The organism is Colwellia sp. PAMC 20917 (genome assembly GCF_001767295.1).
Classification (GTDB): Bacteria; Pseudomonadota; Gammaproteobacteria; order Enterobacterales; family Alteromonadaceae; genus Colwellia_A.
This window is the reverse complement of sequence record NZ_CP014944.1, coordinates 2,747,478-2,772,428: the sequence shown is the minus strand read 5'-3', so window position 1 is coordinate 2,772,428 and position 24,951 is coordinate 2,747,478. Positions and strand designations below refer to the sequence as shown.

Genomic DNA, 24,951 nt, shown 5'->3' with positions numbered 1-24,951 from the left:
ATTAAGCTAATTTTCTAAAATTTTTATTTTTGAACTGTATTAATTATTATCTATTGAACAGGGGGGGCACGTAACTGTGGTATCAAATAAAATGGCGTGTAACGATTAACTATAATTAACGTTTGCGTGGATTGTTGATAATTACTGACGTTAACCAGTTTTAAGGTGATATTATTCTTTGGCGTGTCAATGTTATGCTGACACAGTTTACACTGTTGTAATTCAACATTATCAGGTATCAATTCACTATGTGAACTATGACTAAGCGTGGCGCACAGAAATGCAGACATGATCAATAAACTTATTATTGATTGCCGACTCTGTGAAAAAAACTGTGTAAATAGAAAGTAATTACTACGCATATGTTGTTACATTATAACAATTATAACTGTTTTTCAATCCTTGTTAATAAAAATAGCGATTGTTATTACTTTTATAATGTTTTGCAAAAATATTCTTCTTAATTGCTAGCGCAAAAAAAAAGTCATCAGCAATTTATTTCTAAATAGCGGATGACTTTCTTAAAAGTAATTTATTCAGGAATGAACTACTGAGTACCGCCAATTGTCATTTCATTGATTTTCAAAGTAGGTTGACCAACACCTACCGGAATACTTTGTCCATCTTTTCCACAAACACCAACGCCAGCATCAAGTTTCAAGTCGTTACCGACCATGCTGACATTTTTCATCGCTTCAGGACCACTACCAATTAACGTAGCGCCTTTTATTGGCGAAGTAATTTCACCGTTTTCAATAAGGTAAGCTTCAGAGCTGGTGAAAACAAATTTTCCAGAGGTAATATCAACTTGACCACCAGCAAAATGTGGCGCGTAAATACCTTTTTTCACTGACTTAATAATATCTTTTGGATCATGTTCACCCGCAAGCATATAAGTATTAGTCATTCTAGGCATAGGTAAATGTGCATAAGATTCACGGCGACCATTGCCGGTAGGTGCTACACCCATCAGTTTAGCATTGTGCTTATCTTGCATATAACCTTTCAAAATACCTTTTTCAATCAGTACATTGTATTGTCCTGGCGTTCCTTCATCATCTATTGAAATTGAACCACGGCGATTAGGGATTGTGCCATCATCAACAATAGTGCATAAATCAGAAGTCACCTTTTGACCAATTTTACCTGAAAATGCTGACGAACCTTTACGGTTAAAATCACCTTCTAAACCATGACCAACGGCTTCATGCAATAGCACGCCCGGCCAACCTGAGCCAAGTACAACTGGTAACATGCCAGCCGGAGATTCTATTGCCACCACATTGACTAAAGCCTGACGAACCGCTTCTTCGGCATAAGCTAAATAACGTGCTTTACCATTTTCAAGCTCAAAGAAATAACTGTAATCAGTTCGAGCACCACCGCCAGCACTACCACGTTCACGTTTACCATTCTCTTCAACTAATACTGAGCAATTTAAGCGAACTAGTGGTCGTATATCAGTAGCAAAAGTACCATCGCTAGCAGCCACTAATATTTTTTCATAAACACCTGACAAACTTACAATAACCTGCTGAACACGTTTATCAACTGAACGAGCATGGGCTTCAATCTCATGCATTAAGGTAATTTTTTGTTCTTGCGCTAGACTGCCTAACGGATCAGTGGCTTGATAAACTGATTTCACTGTTTGATTTTTAAAAGCAAGTACTCGACCATTTTGGTCAGCATTTGCAATACCTTTAGCGGCATCAGCTGCTTTTTTTAACGCGAGGGGAGAAATATCATCAGAGTAAGCAAAACCAGTTTTTTCACCTGATATTGCTCGCACGCCAACACCACGTTCAATATTATATGAACCTTCTTTGACAATGCCATCTTCTAGCATCCATGACTCATGACAGCTCGACTGAAAGTATAAGTCGGCTAAATCAATGTTTCGTTGATATATATTGTTTAACGTTTGATCTAAAAGATCTCGGTCAATTTGGCTATCGGCTAAAAGTTCGCGTTCAACACTATTCATATTTTTCACTTATCGTATTAATTTATTTAATTTGGGCGTTTTAATGTGCTTTCAAATTGATTATGTTCAGTAACAGGCATTGCTGCTCTTACTCTGTCTAGTTCGTCACGGGAAAATTCAACACTAATACTACCAATACCTTGCTCTATACAGCTAAGTATTTCTCCCCAAGGACTGATAATCATACTGTGTCCCCATGTTTCTCTGCCATTAAGATGCGTACCATGTTGGCCTGCAGCTACAATATACACTTGATTTTCAATGGCGCGTGCTTGTAATAATGTTTGCCAATGTGCTTGACCGGTTATCACAGTAAAGGCGCTTGGTACCGTAATAACATCAGCACCTAGCAAGCGAAGTTGGCGATAAAGTTCAGGAAATCTCAAGTCATAACAAATTGTTAAGCCAATATTCACATTTTTAGCTTGCCAACAACAAATTTTATCACCAGCTTGAGTATAGCGAGATTCGCGATAACTTTTTTCGTTATCTTCAACATTAGCATCGAATAAATGAATTTTATCGTACTGTATTAACTCATGACCTTGCGGTGAAAAAATACAACTACTGTTAGTAAACTTATCTTCAATTTTAGCTGAGGTTACTAGAGGAATACTACCAGCAACCAAAAGCACCTGATATTTTTTGGCTAACGTTGCCAGCTTTTCTTTTAATGATCGTTTAGATACCGCTAATTGCTCGGCGTCTTTTCCTCCAAAGAACAAACAACACTCAGGTAAAACGACAATATGTTCATCACTCGAAGTAACTGGCGATAATCGAGCTAATTCAGCCTCAATACTCACTAAGTTTTCTTCAACATTCGGTACAGAGCATAGTTGTATTGCCGTAAGTCTAACCATCTAAGTTTATTTCCTTGTGATCTTTTATACCCTCTGTTTTATTTGCTGGTGTAACAGGAGTAATATTGTTCTGATCAGGAATGCTATCAATAACTTCAGGAGGTGTTGAACGGCCAACTTTTATATTTTGGGTTTTTTTATCGACTACTTTTACTACGGGTAAATCAATTGGCCCGGTAACTTCCATTTTATATTCTGAAACAACTTGCGAGGTAATAACGCCATCAAGAGCCAAAGCACCAATAAAGGTCAATGGGTTTAATGTCGCTATCCAGGCAATGGCTGGTAAGCTTGAGGTTAAATTGGGCTTATAAGACATTTTATAATCGAGTACTTGGTCGTTTAAGTTGGTATTACCTTTTATAGACAAGTCGCCTGCCGCACCTTTCATAAAAGTGTTATCGGTATAAACAACGCCATTTTTGACCTCAAAATCTCCTTTAATGGAATCATAGAACATACCATCACTAAAAATATCTCGAAAATCAAACTTCAATTTACGCACTAAGGACTGCAAACTGAGTAGTGAGAATGCTCGGGCTTGATCAGGTACTTCAGCTAAATATCCGTCTGAAAGTTTAACTTGGCTTGAACCGTTAAAGCTTTCTATCGCGAAATCTAAAGGGCTACCTGTCCAGTTGAAATTATAGTACAAGTCCAGTTCACTATCTTTTATCGTTGAAGGATAACCTAATTTCTCGACTTCTTGATCAACATTTTTCGCTTTCAATTGACCTACAACAGTGGTTTGAGATTCATCGGCATTATGTTGCCAACTGGCATCAAAACTTAACTGTGTTTTACCCCGTGTAGCCGTAAATTTTTTGATGGTTAACGTGTCGACAGCAGACCGTTCAATAGAAAAATCAACTTCACCAAAATCAAACTTTCCATAGCTACAACTCGAACATTTTCCGCGAATAGGCGGAATATTAGCGAAAATAACATCGTTACTTATCGGTTCTGCTGATGGTTCCTCAACAAGGTTTTCAATAACAAGTTCGTCATTTGCTGTTAAGTGAATAAAATCAGCATTAAGCTCTATCCCTTGTTGATGCCAATCAGGATAAAACTTAGCTTTGGTTCGTGTTTCTTTGGCTTGCAATTCAAGTAACCACCATTGCTCTTCATCGTTAAGATTAAAAGAGACGTCAGTTAATTCTTGTCCTAACACATTAAGCTTTTCAATCTTGCCCCTAATACGTTTAGGCGCACTTAACAGGGCAACATTATCTGCAGCTGTATTTACCGATGCTTGCTCTATGCCATCAAGAATATCAAAAATTAACGGTTGCCACTCGGTTACTGAGGCGGTAGATAAGTTTGTCGTGATATGAAAGCCTTCCGTTGGTAATAACATATGTTCATTACCTAAGACTAAATGTGCTTTAGTAAATTGCACTTTACTATGATTTAATTCACCATAAAAATTCAGCTCATCACCGATTTGTGCGTAAAGTACGGATGAATTTTCCTCTCCAGAAACTTTTACCGCAACATTAAGTACATCATCAGCTATTTTTTTATAAGGCGTAGGTAATGAAAGTGCTATCTTTTCTAAGGTAGAGTCCAGTAATAGTTCATAACTAAAACCACCTTGGTGGTGCATCTTTAGCGTTAAATCACCTTGCCACGCCAACAGACCCTGACCATATTTTTCAAGTAATTCTGGCAGCTCTTTTTTCCAAGCGGTTTCTGGCCACTGCGCTTGTAGGTTAATCAATGTTTGGTAATATTTACGGTTAGTATCCTGAGCTTCTACTTTCAGTGCTAAGGGCATTTCTCGCCAATTTAATGTCAGTCCTTGCGTCTTTATTACATCATTTTCGTAGCTCAATTCACCATTCACTTCCGTAAAGTTCATGGCAGGTGCTTGCAATGCTATTTTATTATTCTTGAACTCAACTTTGCCACTTGCCACAGCACTATCAGGATCATTCAAAGGTAAATTTAGCGCAAAGCTACCTGAAATATTTTCTGATACTTGTAGCTGGTTTAGTGTCTCTCCAACCGTGTCGGCCAGCGGACTGTTGTTCATTAAGTCACTTACTGCACTGGCTTGGGTATCTTTAAAATTCGCGGCAACCGTTAATATTTGTTGGCCAGCTAAATCGTCAATAGCAACCTTAACACCGGTAACATCTATGCCAGTAAGCTCGCCACCTCGACCCGTAATGAGCATACTGTTGTTAGTGAAATTTAAGTTAGCATCAAAAGCATTAATCACCGGCCAACTTGGATCAAACTGAAATTTACTCTTGATCAATTCTGCATTAACAACAAAAACACCGCTATTATCTTCAAATGGGAATTTATCGAGTGGCCCATTAAAAAGCACTTGAGCTTGTGCGAATTCCCCGTCAATGATGGCTAAGTTTAAGTAATCGACCAGCTCCTGTCCCATCAGTAGATGTGGGTAAAAATAGTTTGCGAGCTTAGCGTCACCTTGATGCACATTAGCGAGTAATGCCATCGTGATCGTTTCATCTTCTAGCGCTTTAATTTCTACATCAGCGGTAGCATGGAGTTGTTCTGATATCATTTCGATTTGCTGAACTTTGACCAATAGTTCAGCATGATTAAAGTCGACATTAACTTGTGCAGCAATCGACTGGTATGGAATGGGATAAAGAAAGTGTTGGTCAAAATCTAGCTCTCCATTTTCAGCTAACAACTTAACCTGTAAGTTTTTTTGAGCGAAGTTAAGTTCACCACTGACATTTTCAACGCCGGGGATCCCTTGACTAAACGAAGAGGTAACATCGGAAAATTGCGCTACGGCTTTAATATCATCGTCATTATTGAGCAGGTAAACGTCGGTTATCTGTCCAACTGGAGCAAGATTCTTTAATAATGTTTCACTTTCTGGGTGGCCAGAAAAAAGTGGATAAAGGTCAGCTAAACCAAACAGTTCTAATGAAGAGATATACGTGAGTAAGCCATTGGCCGTTCTTTTTGTGCTGATGGTTAAAGGCTGCCAAGCCTTATTATTGGTGTAGAACTGCAATGGTGTGGTCGTAGTGCTTATGTTTATAGCATCGTCAAAATTTTCAACCAAGATATTACCTTCGTCGATACGAATACTGTGTAATTCATCTTTAAAAAGCCAGCTCACTTCATTATCGCCTAATGCGATTTGTAACCTGTTGGCTTTGCCTTTGTTTAAGGTGTACCAAGCACTAAAATTAACCGATGAATAAGTTTTTTCATTTTCAATAGCAAAAACAGTATCTAGCCAAGGAGTTACATTAAGCTTATTCGCTTCAAAATATAGTTGACCACTTAAATCGCGCAGGTCTTGTCCAGATGCATCAAGATTAAATTTAATATTATTAGATGTTAACCCGTCAATAAGCATACTACCCGTAGCTCGGTGATGATCACCATTATTTACCCAAGCAAGTTGGTCGACCAAAAAAGTTCGCGTTTTTGACTCATCTTGCAGGGTGATATTACTGTTTATTAATGAAAATCGATTAATTTGCTGAAACAATACATCGCTGATGGTAGCAATAACCGAACTATCTTCCGCGCTTTGATCTTTTGCCGTTAATAATGCTTTATCAAAAAAAACTTGTACACCTGCTAAGGTTATATCTTGAGAAATCAATTTTTGATGGCGTAAGCTTCCCCAGAAATCAACAGTCAATTCCATACGAGCCACAAATATATTAGCGGTTTGAGTATCTAGCACATTAACTTTTTCAACAACTATCGTCGGCCCGTTAACCTCCCACTCCATGCTCAACGAGCCTATGGTTACATTGCTGTCATAAGTTTCATTGAGATAATATTGTAAGTCTTGATGAAAATTATGTGCGTAAGGCAAAGATAAACGAAACGCACTGATCAGTACCGCAAAAAGCACCAACAAAATTGCCAATACTTTATACAGTCGATTTAACCAACGATTCGAAAAAGCTGAAATACTCATAAAATGAATTTACTACACACTTAATTATCTTAATTTTTAACTTACGGTGATTGATTTATTTACCATCAAATCAGGTTTGAAGCCATCATACTAAATTGCCTACACGGATGTAGGTACTTAGGTTTAGTCTGGAACTCTATACCTGTAAACCTGTGCCTACACGGATGTAGATACTTACGTTTAGTCTGGAACTCTATACCTGTAAACCTGTGCCTACACGGATGTAGGTACTTAGGTTTAGTCTGGAACTATATACCTGTAAACCTGTGCCTACACGCATGTAGGTACTTAGGTTTAGTCCAGAACTATATACCTAAGTTTAAGTAACGATAAGACCCTAATAGCCTTTATCGATAGTTTTTAATTACATCATAATCACATCAAACTGCTCTTGATTATACATGGTTTCTGTCTGAACTTTAATTTGCTTACCGATGAAAACTTCTAACTCAGCAAGGTGATGATATTCATCATTAATTAGTGATTCACTCACTGCTGAAGAAGCATAAACAGTGAATTTATCTGAATCATAAGCGCGATTTACTCGTACTATTTCACGCAAAATTTCAAAACAAACGGTTTCAACAGTTTTTAAATGCCCTCGACCTGAACACACTGAACATTCGCCGCACAATATATGTTCTAAACTCTCTCGGGTACGTTTACGGGTCATTTCTACTAAGCCGAGCTTAGAAAACTTACTAATACTGTATTTAACATTATCTTTCGCCATCGCAACATCTAAACTGTGTAACACACGTTTTTGGTGCTCTGCACTGTTCATGTCAATAAAATCGACAATAATAATGCCGCCTAGATTTCTCAGTCTCAACTGTCGAGCAATGACTTGTGTGGCTTCTGAATTAGTATTAAAAATAGTTTCTTCTAGATTACGATGACCGACAAATCCACCGGTATTTATATCAATCGTGGTCATCGCTTCGGTTTGATCAATAATGAGGTAACCACCCGACTTCAATTCAATTCTTCTATGCAACGCTCTTTGTATCTCATTTTCGACATCAAACAAGTCAAAGATAGGTCGCTCGCCTGGATAATTTTCTAAAAAGGGAGTTAAATTAGGGACAAATTCTTCGGTAAATTCCCGCAACTGCTCAAAAGTTAGTTTTGAATCGATACGAATTCGTTCAAGATCAATACCAACAAAATCACGGAGTACACGAAATGCTAATGAAAGATCTTGATAGATAGGCGCTTTCATTTGCTTTCTTTTTTTACGGTCTTGCACTTTTTTCCAGACACGACGTAGAAATTCAGCATCATGTTTTAATTCTTTTTCGTCAGCACCTTCAGCAGCCGTTCGAACAATAAAGCCGTGCTCTTCACTACAATATGGCGTAATAATATCTTTGAGACGATTGCGCTCTTTTGAAGATTCAATGCGTTGTGAGATGCCCGCATGATTAGCATTTGGCATTAACACCAAATATCGAGCGGCTACGGTAATATCTGTGGTTAAGCGTGCTCCTTTGGTACCCAGTGGATCTTTAATGACCTGAACCACAATTTGCTGGCCTTCATGCACTAACGCTCTAATGTCAGGTACGTGGTCAGCGGGCAACTCGTCATTACTAATAATGAGTTTAGTGTTGATGTCTGAAGCATGTAAGAACGCGGCTTTTTCTAAATTAATATCAATAAAAGCTGCTTGCATACCCGGTAAAACCCGAATAACTTTACCTAGATAAATATTGCCAACCAAACCACGACGAGATTCACGTTCAACATGAACTTCTTGCAATACACCATTTTCTATTAGCGCAACTCGAGTTTCACTTGGGGTAACATTAATCAGTAATTCACCACTCATAAAATTTCTCCGTTGCTGAGGGGGCTTGCTTGGTCTTGAATAGGGGTAGGTAAACCTAACTCAGCCAATAATTTTGCTGTTTCATATAAAGGTAAACCGACTACAGCAGAATAACTACCTTTAATTTGTGTCACAAATTGTCCACCAATACCTTGAATACCGTACGAGCCTGCTTTATCTTGAGGTTCGCCGGTATGCCAGTAGCGCTTAATTTCTTCAACAGACAATTTTTTAAAGGTAACATCCGTAGAAATAACCGCGGATAATATTTGTTTGTTTTTTACAACGGCAATGGCGGTCAGTACTTGGTGAGTGTTGTTTGATAACATTAGCAGTTGTTGACAGCATGCTGCAATATTCTCCGGTTTACCAAGAATATGATTGTCAAAAATAACGCTAGTATCAGAACCGAGCACGACACTACCTGCTACTTGATTTTTTGAGACTACCGTCGCTTTTTCAATCGCCAAACGTAACACATAATCGCTTGATGATTCATTGTCGATGATGCTTTCATCGATATCGGCAGAAATAGTTTGAAATTGATAACCCAGTTGGCTAAGTAATTCTTTTCTTCGTGGTGACTGTGACGCTAAAATTAAAACGGACTTCATAGAAAAATTACTCAGTTAACGGGTCAATAACAGGGGTTAAGTAATACGAAAGTGACGACGTACTTTTCTTAATAATAAAAACGCCCAAGGCCACAGTACAATCGTTGTGATCACCGGATATAAATAACTAGGTAGGAACACAGCATCAGTTAAAAACCGTTGCATCCAAAAAACAATTAAATGGTATAACGCCGATAAAACACCAACAATGAGTGATTGTTGCCAAACAGAGAAATTTCTAATTTTTTGAAAGTTGCCCGCGATAATATAAACAGCAAGGGCCATCGCCATCGTGTGCACACCGAGAATAGACCCCAGTAAAACATCAAGTAATAAGCCAACAAAACCAGCGGTTATAACATTAACACGCGCGGGTAAGGCTAAGCACCAGTATACTAAGACCACTAATACCCAGTCTGGACGAAAAACATCAATACTCTGGGGTAATGGCATAATGCTGGCGATTAAAGCGATAACCGTAGTAAAAATAATAATCAAAAGGTTACGTATCGACATTATTTAGTCCTGTGTTATCTTCACTTTTTTTATTATCAGGTACGTTTGGTGTTACTACTTTTTGCGAAGGCGCAAAAATCTCTGATGCTTTTTCAGGCCACAGCAATAATAAATAGCGTAATCGATCAATTTTAGCGACCGGCTGACTTTGTACTAAAGCAAAGGCATTTGCATCATTCTGTGAAACTTTGGTCACTCGTGCAACAGGATACCCTTCAGGGTACTTATCACCAAGACCTGAAGTTACTAATAAATCACCCGTGCGAACATCCGTACTGTGTTGCACAAAATTATGGGTTAATCTGTCTATTTGTCCTGTTCCTGAAGCGACTAAACGCACACCATTTCGACTAACTCTAACAGGTACGGCATGGGTAACATCAGTAATTAAAATAACCCGACTACTATTAATACCCACATGTAATACTTGCCCAACAATACCTTCATCGTCAATAACAGGTTGACCTTCAAAGACACCATCATCACTGCCACGGTTAATAACGACTTGCTGACTATACGGATCAGAGTCGACTGATATTATTTCAGCGACCATTTTCTTTACTTCACCACGTATCGGCGACGCCAGTAATAAACGCAACCGCTTATTTTCTTTCTTGATAATTTCAAGTTCTAATAGTTGTTGATGAAAACGCAATTCTTCAACTTTATATTGCTGGTTATCACTGAGTAGTTGTCGCCGCGTAACAATATTTTCGGCAGCCCAAGTCATGACTTGCTTAGGAGTCGTCGCTAAATACTGTAAGGGGCTGACCAGAGACTGTAAATAACCTCGAATATTTTCAAAGCTATTCATTTTGTGATCGAAAAAAATTAAAGACACAGAACAAAACAGCACCAACAAGAGTCGGTGCTGAGGGGAAGGGCCATGTTTAAATATTGGATTCATATAAACCTAAAATTTATTTAGGGAATGGTCATCGTTAAACTACATAGGTAAATTTAAGTAATAGATACAAGATGACATCAGTCAATAAGTACTTCTACCCGCTAAATTTACCCTACAACGACAGACGGAAGGTTACTTATTCATAAGAGAATAAATCGCCGCCGTGCATATCAATCATCTCAAGCGCTTTACCACCACCGAGTGCCACACACGTAAGTGGATCATCAGCAACGACAACAGGAATGCCCGTTTCTTCCATTAATAAACGATCCAAGTCACGTAATAATGCACCACCACCAGTAAGTACCATACCACGTTCTGAAATGTCAGAGGCTAGTTCTGGTGGCGCTTGCTCTAAAGCAACCATAATAGCACTAACAATGCCGGTTAGTGGTTCTTGTAGTGCTTCTAATATTTCATTGCTGTTCAACGTAAAACTACGAGGAACACCTTCAGCTAAGTTACGGCCACGTACTTCAATTTCTAATACTTCTTCACCTGGGTAGGCTGAACCAATTTCATGTTTAATACGCTCAGCGGTTGCTTCGCCAATTAAACTACCAAAGTTACGACGTACGTAATTGATAATGGCATCGTCAAACTTATCGCCACCGATACGTACAGAAGAAGAATAAACCACACCGTTCAATGAAATAATACCGACTTCAGTGGTACCACCACCAATATCAACTACCATCGAACCTGTAGCTTCTGAAACTGGCATACCTGCACCAATAGCCGCAGCCATTGGTTCGTCAATAAGATAAACTTCACGGGCGCCAGCACCAAGTGCAGACTCACGAATAGCGCGACGTTCAACTTGAGTAGAGCCGCAAGGAACACAAACAAGTACACGAGGACTTGGGCGTAAAAAATTATTACTGTGAACTTGTTTAATAAAGTATTGCAGCATTTTTTCAGTAACAAAAAAGTTAGCGATAACACCATCTTTCATTGGGCGAATAGCTTCAATATTACCTGGCGTTCTGCCCAGCATTTGTTTTGCAGCAGAACCTACTGCGGCTACACTTTTTGAACCACCAGAGCGGTCTTGGCGAATAGCAACCACCGAAGGCTCATTCAAAACGATGCCTTGGTCTTTTACATAAATAAGAGTGTTCGCCGTTCCTAAATCTATTGATAAATCATTAGAAAACATGCCGCGTAATTTTTTAAACATAAGATCTAAATATCCTAAAGTGTTATAAAAAGAGAATTAATCTCTTTTATTCTCAACAAAGCATTGAGTTAATCAATGAGCATTTTGTCAAGTTTGTTAATAATATATTATATGGGCTAATCATACCTGAGTGTTTCAAATTTGTGTTGTTTGAATGATAAAAAACATCACTTTTTTAGCATATTTTTAATGACTAAGCCAAAATTGAGGGAATTGTTAATCAATAATGTATTAAATCCCTAATTATTGTTAAAAAGTCATAGTAAAATTTTCTCTATTTGGACAAATTGTTACAATTGCACAATTACACAATTACATTTATCGGTTATGTTACTTACTTTTGCGGTGCAGTTACACTTTCGCCAATCTTTAGTCTTGTATTCAACACCAATAGTTCCCTAATTATTACCATAAAATGACAAAATATTTTTGTACTCGCCGCGAATTAAAAAATAAGTCTATCTAGATAACCTATTTAATAAATTTCAGCATTTTACCACGAGATACCCATGCTAATTAATCATATTTATCGGTGAATAAAATTTCATGATGACTAATGACTAATGACTAATGACTAATGAATAAAGATGAATGTTCAGCTTAAAAGCCAACTGTTTTTTATCGGCACATCTTTTCAAATAAATTTAGCGAGCCTAATATAGGTCCTATATAATTTTTTTAAGGCAATAAAAAGCCCCGCATTGACGAGGCTGTTTTTAATTTTATTCACTGCGCATTCTAATTATTTAATCGCGCGTTTTCTCAAAGATAAAGCGATTAACGCAATAGCGAAAATCAAGATGGTTGATGGTTCAGGTACATCCGATGGCGTATCACGTACGTAGAAGGTTTCATAATTCCAATCAATATTAGGCGTTATTGTCCAACTACTATTTACCCAGTCATTATTAAAATCTTCGATATTAAAGCGAACATAATGTGTATTCCAATATTCAATGGCTTGAATAGTAAATTCATTACCACTTCCATCAATACCAGTGAAATCTTGAAGTGTTAATTCTGTTTTTAAAATAATTAATTCATTTTCAGAAGCAAATCTCCACCCCTCATGTAGAGTTGGAGAATATAGTCTATTCGAACCGTACACCTCTACATTTACCGGAGAAGCCCAAGCCCAATCAAGACCTTTATAATTAATATAATTATTTTCCGTCAGATCCGCAGTGATAAGAGTAGCGTTTGCCACACCGGCAGTGATAAATGATAAAACAACTAAAAACTGGCTAATTAACTTAATCATTATAAATCCTAATTAATGAAGAATGGCAGTAAAAAATTTTACTATATAAATAGCAATTAACGAGCCATAAATATAACATATTGTTTTAAAAGTAAATTATAAAAAAATTAACTGTAAGAATTATATTGTGTAAAGAATATTAACACATTATACAATACAGCAATAGTAATCAAAGTATTTAGAGCTTATAAGCTACGGGCCTCTATTACAATCGTTCGTGAAGTAATTATCCCACCAACATTACATTGCCCTGTACTAGTAATCGTAAAATATGCTACGCCATCGTATTTTAAATCTTTACAGATTAAAGAGCTTATTTGACAATTAGCTAAGCCATCATTATTACTTATACCACTAGGGGGATTTAACGTTTGCGGAGACACAAAGCTGTTATTATTTACTGAAACCGTACTACCATCGCAATGCAGAGCCGCACCAGTACCTAGAGGAAAAATCTCTCGCCCCACCCACTGAACACCGATTTGTGCTGTCGCGTAAGCGCGAGTACCCATCACTTCATAGGCGACAGATTCTGAACTAGTGTTTAACAAACGAATAAGCGCTAAACCTAAGACTGTCATCACGACAATAATAAATACCGCAATAACTAAAGCACTACCTTGTTGATTTTTTGTAAGTTTGCCATTACTTATAGTTTTAGTCAGCAATAATTGCTGACAAGCATGATTAGGGAACATTAGGCACCTGTACTTCATTATTAAAATAAATCGTTTCATTGTTACGAGAAAATTCGAAATCTAATTCAATAGTACCATTTCGTTGGCGTGAACCTGTTCCGGCTTTAAAAGTAGCAGTAATTAAATCTTCAGCCATTACCATACCAGCACTTTGACCACTAATACTACCATCAGAATTATGACCATCTATATCATAACGTACTAATTCATTGTTATTCTCATGGCAGTACATCACGGATTTTTTGGTAATAAAAAGTCGTTCTGTGGTTGAGTCTTCGGCAAAGCTAATATCATTAAAAAACGTTAATGTATGAGGAGATCCGCTCCCATTGAAATTCCCTGACTTTAATGGAAATACTTTACTATTAATCGTTTGATAAACATCATCACTATTTAATGGATAAACCACCACAGAATAATTATCATCCTTTTCAGCGGTGAATGAAGTATCAGTAGGTACTAGTGTTACAACATTAGCATCCGGCTCAGGTGTAACAGGTATATCAATATAGACAAAGCCTTGTGCTATAGGCGTAAACTCTAAACAACCATTGAGTAAAATTCTTGCGCTATTAGGTACAGCGCCTCTTAACTCTCGATTAAGACGCTCTATAGCAAAGCGCGCTGATGATAATATTTTATCTCGATCTGTTGCCTCAACAAATATCTGTACGCCAAATTTTAAAAAACTGCTTAAACCCACTGATAAAATGCCTAAAATAACGATAACCGTTACTAACTCAATGAGTGTAAAACCTGATTGTTTTTTCCGTTTAAAACAGAAGACCATTAAAAATTCACCTTATAAACAGAGAACACAAAATCAAAATCTTGTGGAGTACGTACAGTGATGGTAATTAATTTAGCGGTTGAATTATCCCCTGTGCTATTGCCATCGTAATTGGCATCATTAATCACTTTAACGTCCATTGAAAAGCCAACATATTGAGCAGAAATATCTTCACCTAACGAGTTCACTAAAGTATCACCAAAATTAATAGCATCATAGTCGTCAACATCGTCATAACCAGCTCTGGTTTCGCCGCTATCAGCGCCAATAACAGAACAACTAACCCCAGACTCACCACAACGGATAAAACCTCCTGACATATCAGAGTTTTCGTCAAAAGATCGACCAATGATTTCATTGATCATCGATTGACCTAATTCAGCTGCTCTGATTTGGTGAACTTGCTCGGCACTTTGATTAGCTAGCGGATAAATTAATGTGGTTAGTATGGAAAAAGAAATGGATAACACAACGATACCAACAATAAGCTCAACTAAAGTGAAGCCTGCATGTTTTTTAATAACACTATTTTGCTTACTCATATTAATTCGCACTGATATAGCCCTCAGCATTAATAGTAATAATCAGAGTCTGTTCGCCACCTTGTATATTTATGGTCCTTGCTTGATCTGGCCGTCCCATTTGATCAAAAGAAAAACTATAACCACCATTATGATCATCAAAGCTTAACGACTGTTCACTTATTTTTACTATGGTACTACTTGGCTCTGTATTCGATAAGAAAATTGGCGGACTGCAATTGCTATCTGGGATACCTAGTTTTTTTTTAGTCACATAAACTAATAAACATTGGATAGCCGAAGTATCTTGCATGGCTCTCAATTGGATAGCACGCAATTTAGCTACAGTTTCAGCTTGGTAGCCAATTTCTTCGTAGCCACTAGAGGTAAATATTTTAGGAATAACTGTTACGGAGAGGATACCTATCATGATCATCACAATGACCAACTCAATTAAAGTAAAACCTGAATATTGAGAAAACTTCCCATTTTTTAACAAAAAATTACTTTTCATATATCAAACCGTAGTTTATAAGACTAATGTGTAATAAATTAAATGCACTCATTTATTTTAATGTCAGGAAGGCCAAATTTTGCTGAGACTTCATTATATACAACAACACATGGACTATTAGGATCGGGATAATTATCAGGATAAGCATCAATTGGATATATAATTAAGACCCCTACTTGGATATCGGGAATAATGTTAAAGCTTTCATCAATATCAATTAACGCGTTCCAATAAACTAGAGTATTGGGTGAGGAAAAGGGGCCTGGTACAGTAGGGTATCCATAGCTAAGTACTATTGAGGTCCCAGATGATAAAGTGATAGATGGTGTTGGAGTATCTGTTTTTGCATTATTTTGATTGCCTGCAATTAAAGATTTACTATGTACTAAAGAAGAGGCACCTTGAACAGAAGCTTTTACACCTTCTAGGGTTGCGGTTCGAGCCGCAGCACTTAAATCAATAAACTTTGGTGCAACCGTAGCAGCAAGAATACCTAAAATTACGATAACAACGACTAATTCTATTAAGCTAAATCCTTTGGTTCTCATTACTCTTTACCTGACTTTTTAAATATAAAACAAAAAAGGAGAGCATAGCTCCCCTTTAAAAGATTAAAATCTAACCAAGAGCACTCTAACAATCAGTAACATCAATTACTGCACTCGCAGGGGTGACAACAGTTGGAGTACCTGTGCCAGAGGCGTCTGCATAAGTTACTTTACATTTTGTTGAATCGGCCGCATCATCATGACTAAATACGCCAGTAGCGTAACTGATATTAGAACCGTTACTTAAATCAACTAATTTATCAATGCCCCAGCCTTTGCCCGTGGTACCATCAGCTGTTGCTCCGACTACAGTAGGGTAGCCATAAATTAGAGCATAATACTCACCATTAATAACAATTTCCCCTGTAGACCCAGTTTGACTTAAAACGATAGCTTTAGCATGAGCCAGATTCATCGCTGAATTAATGTTACCTTGCGTCCCTTGAATTACTGATTTTTTGGCATCTCCAGTCAAATCAATAAACTTAGGTGCTGCTGTTGCCGCTAAAATACCTAAAATAACGATAACGATAACTAATTCAATTAACGTAAAACCGGCTTGCTTTTGTAATTTTTTCATAATTTACCTTTTAATTTTAAATTTTTATCTATCTAACGACTAGTTTATTACTGCAATATTAATCTCTACACGACTAGTCGCAGGATAATAGGTAAAATTGTTGCCTATATTTGCTACGCCTGGGTCAACAAAATCACCCGTTGTTGCGTCTTTGTTCAATGTTTCTTTTAAATAATAAATACAATGTGAGTCAGCGACATCACCTGTTTCAGCAACAATATAATTTGTTGTACTGTCTAAACCAGCATATGTTTTTAGTGTTGGAGGTTGCTGAAAAATATTATCCCAAATTTCTTTACAATTAACTGCATCGAAGTCACCATCTAATGTTGCCCCATCGGTTAAACCCGTTACATAACCAGGACGCACACCTGCTGCTTCAGTGGTTAATGTTAGACTCACACCATCATAAACTGTGGTGTTATTTGTGCCAGTAGTCGTACGTCCTTCAGCTTCCCACTGAGCTCTAGCTAGAGAAATACCTGTTGCAAAACCACCTGCCATACCTTCGATATTGGCTTGTTTAGCTTGGTCAGTTAAATCAATAAATTTAGGAATAGCCGTTACTGCTAAGAAACCTAAAATAACCACAACAATGACTAATTCAATGAGTGTAAAACCTGCTTGTTTTTTCATCACAACCTCTTCTATCGTTTTATTAGCGCTTTGACTAATGTTATAAATTGATTCTAACAACGATTTACTAATAAAGTCACTTACTTAGTGTACTTTTATAGCATTATTAACGTATATAAAACAAATTCAATACTTTTTATTAATGTATTTTTATTTCAGTGACCTTACCGTTGCTTGGGTGATATTCAAAATATTCACCCGAAGGTAAGCTATATTGGCAAAGATATTTTTGTTGCTGCCCCACTTGATTAGTTTTTATATTGACTATTACTGCTGAAATAGGCTGTTTTATATAAATCATAGGTGTTGCTAACACTTGTTGCCATATTTTCTGACACTCGTTTTCATTACTTAGGTTATTTACAGTTGCTATATCAACCCAACCCAATTTGTTTACGGCAATGCGATTATTTTCGCGATCGCCATTGACTGCTGTTGCTTCTTTGATCAAGACCCAGCGGGGCTTATTATCCATAAACCATTGCGCATGAATGCCTATAACTCGTGCGGAAAACGTATTGGCAACAGAATCAAAACCTACACGGGATAAATGCTGCTCTTGTTTAAAAAAATAATAGAGGAATGTCGCCATAAGTAAGCCAATCATAGCAAGTATGATCAGATTTTCAGCTAACGACTTACCCTTTTTAGCACTTACCTGTTGTAATGTCATATTATAACTAATTTAGTCCATAAAAATTATTATGCTATAAATACCTCAACGATTAAATCAACAGGTTAAATTGATCTACGTTTCAAGTCATAGGCTCATTACATTGATAATAATCAAACGTAACAATTAAAGACAAACACTATTTACCTTTAAAGGCCGACATCATGTCCCACATTGGAGTAAATATACCCAATGCAAGCACCAATACCATAGCGGCAACAATAGCGATCATTATCGGCTCAATACGAGCCGTTAACGTACTCAGTTCGTAATCAACCTCGCGTTCATAATAATCACCGACTTCTTCTAAAAGCTCGTCTACTCGACCAGTTTCTTCACCAACAGCCACCATTTGTAAAACGAGGGGCGTAAATAACTTACTGGCATTGGCTGAGCGCAATAAACTATCTCCACTTTCAATACCACCGCGCATGGCTAAAATTTTATCTCGCATATAAGTGTTATCTACGGCGTCTGCAACTAAGGTTAATCCTGTTGTTAAAGGAACACCTGCTTTAAGTACAATGGCAAATGTATGGGAAAATCGTGACAAAATAGACCGTTCAATCACCCCTCCGACAACCGGTAATTTTGTTTTTAATCGGTCCCATAAATACATACCGCGTTCGGTTTTTAAATAATGTTTAAGGCCAAAGAAGCCAAATACACTTCCTACAAGCAGATGAGGCCAGTAGTTTAAAAAGAAATTCGAACTGGCAATTAGCATTTTTGTGGTCACGGGTAAGTCAGCGCCTAATTTTGCAAACATATTGGCAAATGTAGGAACAACAAAAATATTCAAAATAACCATAGCGATCACAATCGCGCCAAGGACAAAGCTTGGATAACGTAAGGCCGTTTTTATTCGTTTACGGGTGTCTTGCTCTCGTTCAAGATAATTGGCCAGCTTTAAGAACGAACCATCTAGCTGTCCGGTATTCTCGCCAACATGGACTAACGAAACAAATAGAGGTGAGAAAAGCTTTGGGTATTTACTTAAAGCGGTTGAAAGGGTGTAGCCCCCTTCTAATTGACTACCAATATCAGTTAAAGCAACTTTTAATTTATCAGATGTACTTGATTCTGCCATACCGTTGATCGCGCGTAATATTGGCACGCCCGAACGAACAAGTGCATACATTTGTCGGCAAAAGACAATGAGTTCATCGAGTGATATAGCAGAAAAGCCCAGTAAATCACCAATATCTATATTTGCGATATCAGTTGAACCGCTATTTTTTGATTGATTAATAGCAACGGGAATAATGCCTTGACGTGACAATTGCTCAGCAACTGTATTAGCGTTTGTTGCTTCTATTGTCCCTTTAACTTGTGAGCCGCTAGCATTTCTGCCTACGTAACTAAATATAGCCATAAGTAAGTCTACTCTTAACCCTGAACGTCAATACTATCAACTAAACGAAGTACTTCTTCTGCGCTAATAATACCCTGTTTAGCATAATTAAATGCAGCTTGTGCTATCGGTGTGAAAGTAGGATTAGCTTTTGCTAATTCAGTGAATGCCTCAGCATCATCACGTTTTAAAGCCGCCATCATCGCATCATTCATTTCTAATAATTCGAATACACCTATACGTCCTTTATAACCTGTATACTGGCATGACTGACAGCCACGACCTTTTTTATAATTGGCTGTTGTGGCTTCATCACCAGCAAGATGAGTCAACCACATCATTTCTTGACTGTCTGGCGAATGGTCTTCAAGACAGTATTCACAGACCTTACGTACTAAACGTTGTGCAATCACCGCACGTAGTGAACTACCAACAAGAAAACCCGCCGCGCCCATATCAATTAATCGTAAGGCACTGGTAATGGCATCATTGGTATGCAGTGTTGATAACACTAAGTGACCGGTTAATGCGCCACGCAAACCAATTTCGACCGTTTCTTGATCTCGCATTTCGCCAACCATAATAATATCGGGATCTTGACGAAGCGCAGTACGTAGCACGGTTGAAAAGTTTAAATTGATTTTTGGTGCTACTTGCACCTGATTTATCCGAGGTAGACGATATTCTACTGGGTCTTCCACGGTAATAATTTTTTTACTCGCTTGGTTAAGTTCGGTTAACGCACCATACAAAGTTGTTGTTTTACCACTACCTGTTGGCCCTGTAACTAGCACCATACCATGTGGCCGGGTAATTTGGTGACGAACACGGGCTACTAAGTCGGCAGGCATTCCAATTTTATCGAGAGAAAGCAAACCTGCAGACTGGTCAAGTAATCGCATAACAACCGACTCACCGTACTGTACTGGCATAGTAGACATACGAACATCAATATTATGGCCTTTAATTTGAAGATTAAAACGGCCATCTTGTGGTAAACGTTTTTCTGAAATATCTAAGCCAGCCATTAGTTTCAATCGTAAAACCATAGCAGAGGCAATTTTATTTTCTTTTAAAATATTTTCTTGTAATACGCCATCTATTCGCTGACGAATACGCAATAGATTTTCATCTGGCTCAATATGGATATCAGAGGCACGCATCTGCACCGCATCTTCAAAGACCGATTGTAATAATTTACCAACCGTTGCATCACCACTATCATCTGAAAATGTTGATGATAAATCAAAATCAGTAGTTTGTTCATACTCTTCTTCTAACTGACTGGCGAATGATTCAATATCTGCTGTGCGTCGATACAGGCCATCAAATGCTTGATAAAGCTGTGATTCCATGACCACAGCAAGGTTTATTTTTTTCGGAGCAAGCATTCTTTCAAGCTGGTCTAGACCACTTAAATCAGCAGGATCGCTCATCCCTAGCAAGACACTTTCACCTTGATCTTCAATGATTAACGCGCGTAAACGACGTGCATGAACCTCTGGTAATAATGAGGCGACTTCATTGGGAATACGACGTTGACTAATATCTAAAAAAGGCACATTAAGCTGTTGCGCTAAGAACTCTTGTAATTTACGCTCGCCGATGTGGCCAAGTTCAATTAAGGTATCACCTAGTTTTCGTCCAGTCGCTTTTTGGCTATTCAGTGCCTGCATTAATTGTTCATTAGTAATGATGTGCTCGTGTACTAATAAATCGCCTAGGCGCATTTTTAATTTAGGTGCTGCCATAATTATTCTCCCAACTCGATAATACGCTGACGGGCAAAATTCTCAGCGCTTGCAGATAACCCTGTTTTAGTTAATGCGTTTTGATACGCCGTACTTGCTCGCTTAAATTCACTATTACTGTCCAAAGCGACGCCTAAGCCCAACCACCATCGCCCCGAAGTAGGTTCGATATTAACTAAAATTTGATAGGCTTGTGCAGAAAATGTGAATTCCTTAAGTTGCTGCGCTGTTGTTGCGCGTAAACTCTGATACTCGATGTTAATAACATCATTGACATTCGGCATATTATTTAAAGTGGCGAATGCTTGTTGTAGTCTGTTTTGCTGTAAATAGATTCGAGCTTGCATCACCCGAAATTCGCTATCATCAGGGGATAAATTAATGCCTTGAGAAAGTAAGTTTAACGCCGCAGCATAAGATTGACGCCCAAACCATAAAGCCGCTAAATTTTTTCTCGCTGTTTTATGTGTTGGCAGAACTAATAATACATCTTCGAACATAGTCTCTGCTTTAGAAATATCATTGTTGGCAAGCGCTTGCTCTGCACGTTTTAATTTTTGTTCAGCAAGTTGATAAGGCGTTAATTCTTTGCGAGATATTGTTAATGTTGATTTTTTCGCTATTGGCGCTAAAGAGTCAATTGACGCTTGTTGGATATTTGAGTCATTCACTAAGCCACTATTTTTTGTCTTTGGCGCATCAAGCTTACTGGGTGTTTCTTGGGTTGTAATGTTCTGAGAAAGAGTTTCAGCTAAATTAGCTTGGTTTAAGTCAACTTGAATTAACTGTTCTCTTTTCAAATCATTATTCAAACTAGCCTGTTTAGATGCTACAACGCTATTTTGGGTCATGTTTACTGGTTCAGTGCTGTTCGGTGCTTGCGCTAAGTGTTCACTTATTACGACCTCACCTTGCTCAGCTTTTTTTTCAACTCGATTAACTGCTGAAGAATTAGACATTTTTAATGTTTGGTTTTCAACATACATTTGCCAAACAAAAATACCGCCAACATTTAATAAAATAATGATCAGTAAACTGATAAAAACAGTTTTTTTATTTAAGGAAGCTGAAGAAACAGGTAGGGTAAAATCACTCGATCCTTGTTGTTCAGCTTTACGCTGATCTAAATCTTTTAACATCTGGTTAATTACGCTCAAGCGATCACTCCATAATTTTTTAAGACATAGACAATTAAGATGGCTGAAATGATCAGACCCGTAATACTTAAATAGCCTTTAACATTGCTCGCTTGAGTTGTTGCTTCGGTATCTTCTATCGCCACAGATAAATGCTTATTTGTTATCTGATATTGACCTTGGCCATAACTTAGCATCAACATTTTATGACATAGCACATTAACTAAACGTGGGATCCCGAAACTAACTTTCGCCACCTTCTTCGATATCGCGGCACTAAATAAAGAAGCACCTTTATAGCCAGCAACTTGCATACGATGTTGAATATAACGTTGCACTTCTGGCGCTGTCATTGCACGTAATTTATAAGAAAAAGTGATACGTTGTTTTAACTGCCTAAATCTTTTCGTCGCTAAGCGCTCATCTAATTCTGGCTGTGCGAACAGCACAACTTGCAAAAGTTTACGTGTTTCAGTTTCCAAATTAGTAAATAAACGTAAAGCCTCTAGGCTTTCTTCTGGTAAAGCTTGTGCTTCATCAAGTATAAGCACTACCGAATGACCGGCTAAATGAAGTTCAAGTAATCGCTGTTGAATACGTTGAGTAAGCAATTGCACTGACATCCGCTGTGCTTGCTTGATACCTAATTCAACCGCCACCGCTCGTCGTAATTCATCAGGTTTTAAATAAGGGTTAGGAATATAAGCGGTTACAAAATGTTCGGGTATTTCATTAAGTAGTTTACGGCAAAGTAGGGTTTTACCCGTACCGACTTCACCGATAACTTTTATAAAGCCTTCACCTGTTTTCAGCGCGGTTAGTAAGACAGCTAACGCTTCGTTATGCGGCTCTAACCCTACATAAAATGCAGTATTTGGTGTTAATGTAAACGGAAGTTCCGTTAAACCAAAGTGGTAGAGGTACATAGACTATAGCTATTCATTGTCGCTTGAATCATCAGACCTACCTTTTTCACTTTGAGAAAAATCATTTTCCTCAGGAAACCATTGTTTCAATAGTGAGCGAGCATCTTGTAATTGATTTTTCCAAGTATCCTGGCCAATAACAATCGGCTTTAACATGATCACCAGTTCTTTTTTCTGGGTAGTTTCACTTTTACTTTTAAATAACTCTCCCATAAATGGAATATCGCCCAAAAAAGGTGTTTTTGAATCTAACATCACTTTACGTGTTTCTATCAACCCACCTATCACCACTATTTCACCTGATTTAGCACGAATAATAGTATCGGACTCACGTACGCTACTTTGTGCAAGGGGTAAAATTATTTCTTCACTGCCAAGCTTAATAACTTTAGTCTGCTCATCAGTTGAAGTAACTGATGGATGAACATGAAGAATAACCTCACCATTACCATCTATTTGAGGAGTAACATCCAAAGCAATCCCTGAGAAAAAAGGGGTTAGGTTAATTTCAGGTGTAGTGGTAGTTGACGTACCGGTAGTCGTCGTACTTGAAACCTCAGTAACATAATATTCATCACCACCGACTTTAATTACCGCTTTTTGATTATTGGTAGCGGTAATTCTTGGGCTTGACAATACTTGTACATTTCCTTGGGTAGAGAGTAAATCTATAACGCCTGAAAAATCGTTATTGTTAATAGTTAGGTTACTTGTACCACCAATGGTATTTGCAATAACATTGCCCGCGATGGAACCAGACGTTGAAAAAGCTAAGTTAGTACTACCAATACTGCCTAAAATTTGATCCCATTTAACACCTTGCTGATAATCATCGTTGAGCGTAACTTCCATAATCTTAGCTTCAATAATAACTTGGCGGCGCAAATGAGTTTCTGTATCGTTAATAAAACTCTTAATGACTTTTATTTCATCGGGAAAAGCGCGAACAGTCACTAAGCCTGCTTGCGGAGAAACAAAGACTGAACGCCCCTCTTCAGAACCGACCAATACCGTTAGCGTTTCTTTTAATTCAGCCCAGAAGTCAGATGTGGTCTCAGTGTAAATATTAATACCGCTGCTTCCTTGCTGACTATTTTGGCTGTTTCCACCACCTGAATTACCTGAACTGTTTGAATTACCGTTTGAACTATTATTTGAGTTATTACCACTACCTTGATCATTTTCTGATACACCACCAGAATTAATGCTAGTACTCGACATGCCTGAGCGTTTAACAAACAAATAATTTAGTGGAATAGTTTCAGTGCGAATACCGGCTGGGTAAACTTGTACTATTTTACCACTACGTCTAATTTCATAGCCATAAACCTCTTCAACAACATCAAGCACTTCATTAAGCGTACTGCTTTTCAAGTTCAGGGTAATCGTACCGCTTACGTCAGGATGTACAACAACACTGTACGCTGACTCGTCGACTAAGGCTGCGAAAAACTCTTGTGCACTTACATCGCTAGCGGCAATTTCTAAACGTTTTTCTGCCAATAAACCCTCTCGGGCTTGGCTAACATTACGTTGCATTAATTCTTGCTGAATAGCATTTGGCACTTGTTGCAATGCTTTAGGCGCAGGTTTACTCGATTCTTCAATCGCTTTGTCTAGTGCATTAATCATTTCAGTTGGTTTATCTGGCGCCGTTTGACAACCAAACAAAGTTAAAAGTAAGGTGAAACAATAAAATTTTCTTTGAGTGTTTTTCATTTGATCATATCT

At 37.8% G+C, this 24,951-nt stretch carries 23 protein-coding genes; all 23 read right to left on the bottom strand.

Translation table 11 applies throughout. From position 1 onward, the window contains the following. Positions 1–50: 50 nt before the first annotated feature. Positions 51–290: a hypothetical protein gene (locus A3Q34_RS11955; RefSeq protein ID WP_070375573.1), complete on the bottom strand. Its 240-nt coding sequence runs from the start codon at positions 288–290 to the stop codon at positions 51–53. Positions 291–547: 257 nt separating this feature from the next. Beyond that, entirely contained in the window at positions 548–1,987 is a 1,440-nt protein-coding gene (gene tldD / locus A3Q34_RS11950) for a metalloprotease TldD (RefSeq protein WP_070375572.1), read from the bottom strand. Positions 1,988–2,013: 26 nt separating this feature from the next. Continuing rightward, positions 2,014–2,850 carry a carbon-nitrogen hydrolase family protein gene (locus tag A3Q34_RS11945; protein ID WP_070375571.1) on the bottom strand — a complete coding sequence of 279 codons (837 nt, stop codon included), beginning with the start codon at positions 2,848–2,850 and terminating at the stop codon, positions 2,014–2,016. After that, on the bottom strand, positions 2,843–6,784 hold the full coding sequence (locus A3Q34_RS11940) for a YhdP family protein (RefSeq protein WP_070375570.1): 3,942 nt from the start codon (positions 6,782–6,784) through the stop codon (positions 2,843–2,845). The genes A3Q34_RS11945 and A3Q34_RS11940 overlap by 8 nt, the downstream gene beginning before the upstream one ends. A 364-nt stretch (positions 6,785–7,148) precedes the next feature. Continuing rightward, positions 7,149–8,615, bottom strand: coding sequence for a ribonuclease G (gene rng / locus A3Q34_RS11935; protein ID WP_070375569.1), 1,467 nt, complete (start codon positions 8,613–8,615; stop codon positions 7,149–7,151). Further along, a complete protein-coding gene (locus A3Q34_RS11930) occupies positions 8,612–9,229 on the bottom strand; it encodes a Maf family protein (RefSeq protein WP_070375568.1) in 618 nt (205 codons plus the stop codon). Before A3Q34_RS11930 ends, rng begins: the two co-directional genes overlap by 4 nt. Before the next feature lie 36 nt (positions 9,230–9,265). After that, positions 9,266–9,745 carry a rod shape-determining protein MreD gene (gene mreD, locus A3Q34_RS11925; protein ID WP_070375567.1) on the bottom strand — a complete coding sequence of 160 codons (480 nt, stop codon included), beginning with the start codon at positions 9,743–9,745 and terminating at the stop codon, positions 9,266–9,268. Then, positions 9,732–10,652, bottom strand: a complete 921-nt coding sequence (gene mreC, locus A3Q34_RS11920) for a rod shape-determining protein MreC (RefSeq protein ID WP_070375566.1) — start codon at positions 10,650–10,652, stop codon at positions 9,732–9,734. Before mreC ends, mreD begins: the two co-directional genes overlap by 14 nt. Before the next feature lie 136 nt (positions 10,653–10,788). After that, the gene (locus tag A3Q34_RS11915) at positions 10,789–11,832 is read right to left on the bottom strand and encodes a rod shape-determining protein (RefSeq protein WP_070375565.1); all 1,044 of its coding nucleotides are present in this window, start codon (positions 11,830–11,832) and stop codon (positions 10,789–10,791) included. Between the two features lie 742 nt (positions 11,833–12,574). Continuing rightward, the gene (locus A3Q34_RS11910) at positions 12,575–13,093 is read right to left on the bottom strand and encodes a PEP-CTERM sorting domain-containing protein (RefSeq protein WP_070375564.1); all 519 of its coding nucleotides are present in this window, start codon (positions 13,091–13,093) and stop codon (positions 12,575–12,577) included. 185 nt (positions 13,094–13,278) lie between these two features. Continuing rightward, positions 13,279–13,791, bottom strand: a complete 513-nt coding sequence (locus tag A3Q34_RS11905) for a hypothetical protein (RefSeq protein WP_070375563.1) — start codon at positions 13,789–13,791, stop codon at positions 13,279–13,281. Next, positions 13,781–14,581, bottom strand: a complete 801-nt coding sequence (locus A3Q34_RS11900) for a type II secretion system protein (RefSeq protein WP_070375562.1) — start codon at positions 14,579–14,581, stop codon at positions 13,781–13,783. Before A3Q34_RS11900 ends, A3Q34_RS11905 begins: the two co-directional genes overlap by 11 nt. Next, the gene (locus A3Q34_RS11895) at positions 14,581–15,123 is read right to left on the bottom strand and encodes a type IV pilus modification PilV family protein (RefSeq protein WP_083277990.1); all 543 of its coding nucleotides are present in this window, start codon (positions 15,121–15,123) and stop codon (positions 14,581–14,583) included. The genes A3Q34_RS11900 and A3Q34_RS11895 overlap by 1 nt, the downstream gene beginning before the upstream one ends. Position 15,124: 1 nt before the next feature. After that, entirely contained in the window at positions 15,125–15,616 is a 492-nt protein-coding gene (locus A3Q34_RS11890) for a type II secretion system protein (protein ID WP_070375561.1), read from the bottom strand. A 38-nt stretch (positions 15,617–15,654) separates the two neighbouring features. Beyond that, positions 15,655–16,164 (bottom strand): type II secretion system protein, encoded by a 510-nt coding sequence (locus A3Q34_RS21095; RefSeq protein ID WP_070375560.1) that lies wholly within the window; start codon positions 16,162–16,164, stop codon positions 15,655–15,657. 85 nt (positions 16,165–16,249) lie between these two features. Continuing rightward, on the bottom strand, positions 16,250–16,744 hold the full coding sequence (locus A3Q34_RS21090; RefSeq protein WP_070375559.1) for a type II secretion system protein: 495 nt from the start codon (positions 16,742–16,744) through the stop codon (positions 16,250–16,252). Between the two features lie 39 nt (positions 16,745–16,783). Then, complete coding sequence (locus A3Q34_RS11875; protein ID WP_070377131.1) at positions 16,784–17,380, bottom strand: type II secretion system protein; 597 nt, start codon at positions 17,378–17,380, stop codon at positions 16,784–16,786. Positions 17,381–17,519: 139 nt separating this feature from the next. Then, the gene (locus A3Q34_RS11870; RefSeq protein WP_070375558.1) at positions 17,520–18,053 is read right to left on the bottom strand and encodes a hypothetical protein; all 534 of its coding nucleotides are present in this window, start codon (positions 18,051–18,053) and stop codon (positions 17,520–17,522) included. 139 nt (positions 18,054–18,192) lie between these two features. Further along, positions 18,193–19,428 (bottom strand): type II secretion system F family protein, encoded by a 1,236-nt coding sequence (locus A3Q34_RS11865; protein WP_070375557.1) that lies wholly within the window; start codon positions 19,426–19,428, stop codon positions 18,193–18,195. A gap of 14 nt (positions 19,429–19,442) precedes the next feature. Next, complete coding sequence (locus A3Q34_RS11860) at positions 19,443–21,158, bottom strand: GspE/PulE family protein (RefSeq protein WP_070375556.1); 1,716 nt, start codon at positions 21,156–21,158, stop codon at positions 19,443–19,445. Positions 21,159–21,160: 2 nt separating this feature from the next. After that, positions 21,161–22,315 (bottom strand): tetratricopeptide repeat protein, encoded by a 1,155-nt coding sequence (locus A3Q34_RS11855; protein ID WP_070375555.1) that lies wholly within the window; start codon positions 22,313–22,315, stop codon positions 21,161–21,163. Beyond that, positions 22,312–23,220 carry an ExeA family protein gene (locus tag A3Q34_RS11850; RefSeq protein WP_070375554.1) on the bottom strand — a complete coding sequence of 303 codons (909 nt, stop codon included), beginning with the start codon at positions 23,218–23,220 and terminating at the stop codon, positions 22,312–22,314. The genes A3Q34_RS11855 and A3Q34_RS11850 overlap by 4 nt, the downstream gene beginning before the upstream one ends. Positions 23,221–23,229: 9 nt before the next feature. Beyond that, positions 23,230–24,939 carry a pilus (MSHA type) biogenesis protein MshL gene (mshL, locus tag A3Q34_RS11845; protein ID WP_070377130.1) on the bottom strand — a complete coding sequence of 570 codons (1,710 nt, stop codon included), beginning with the start codon at positions 24,937–24,939 and terminating at the stop codon, positions 23,230–23,232. Positions 24,940–24,951: the final 12 nt, after the last annotated feature.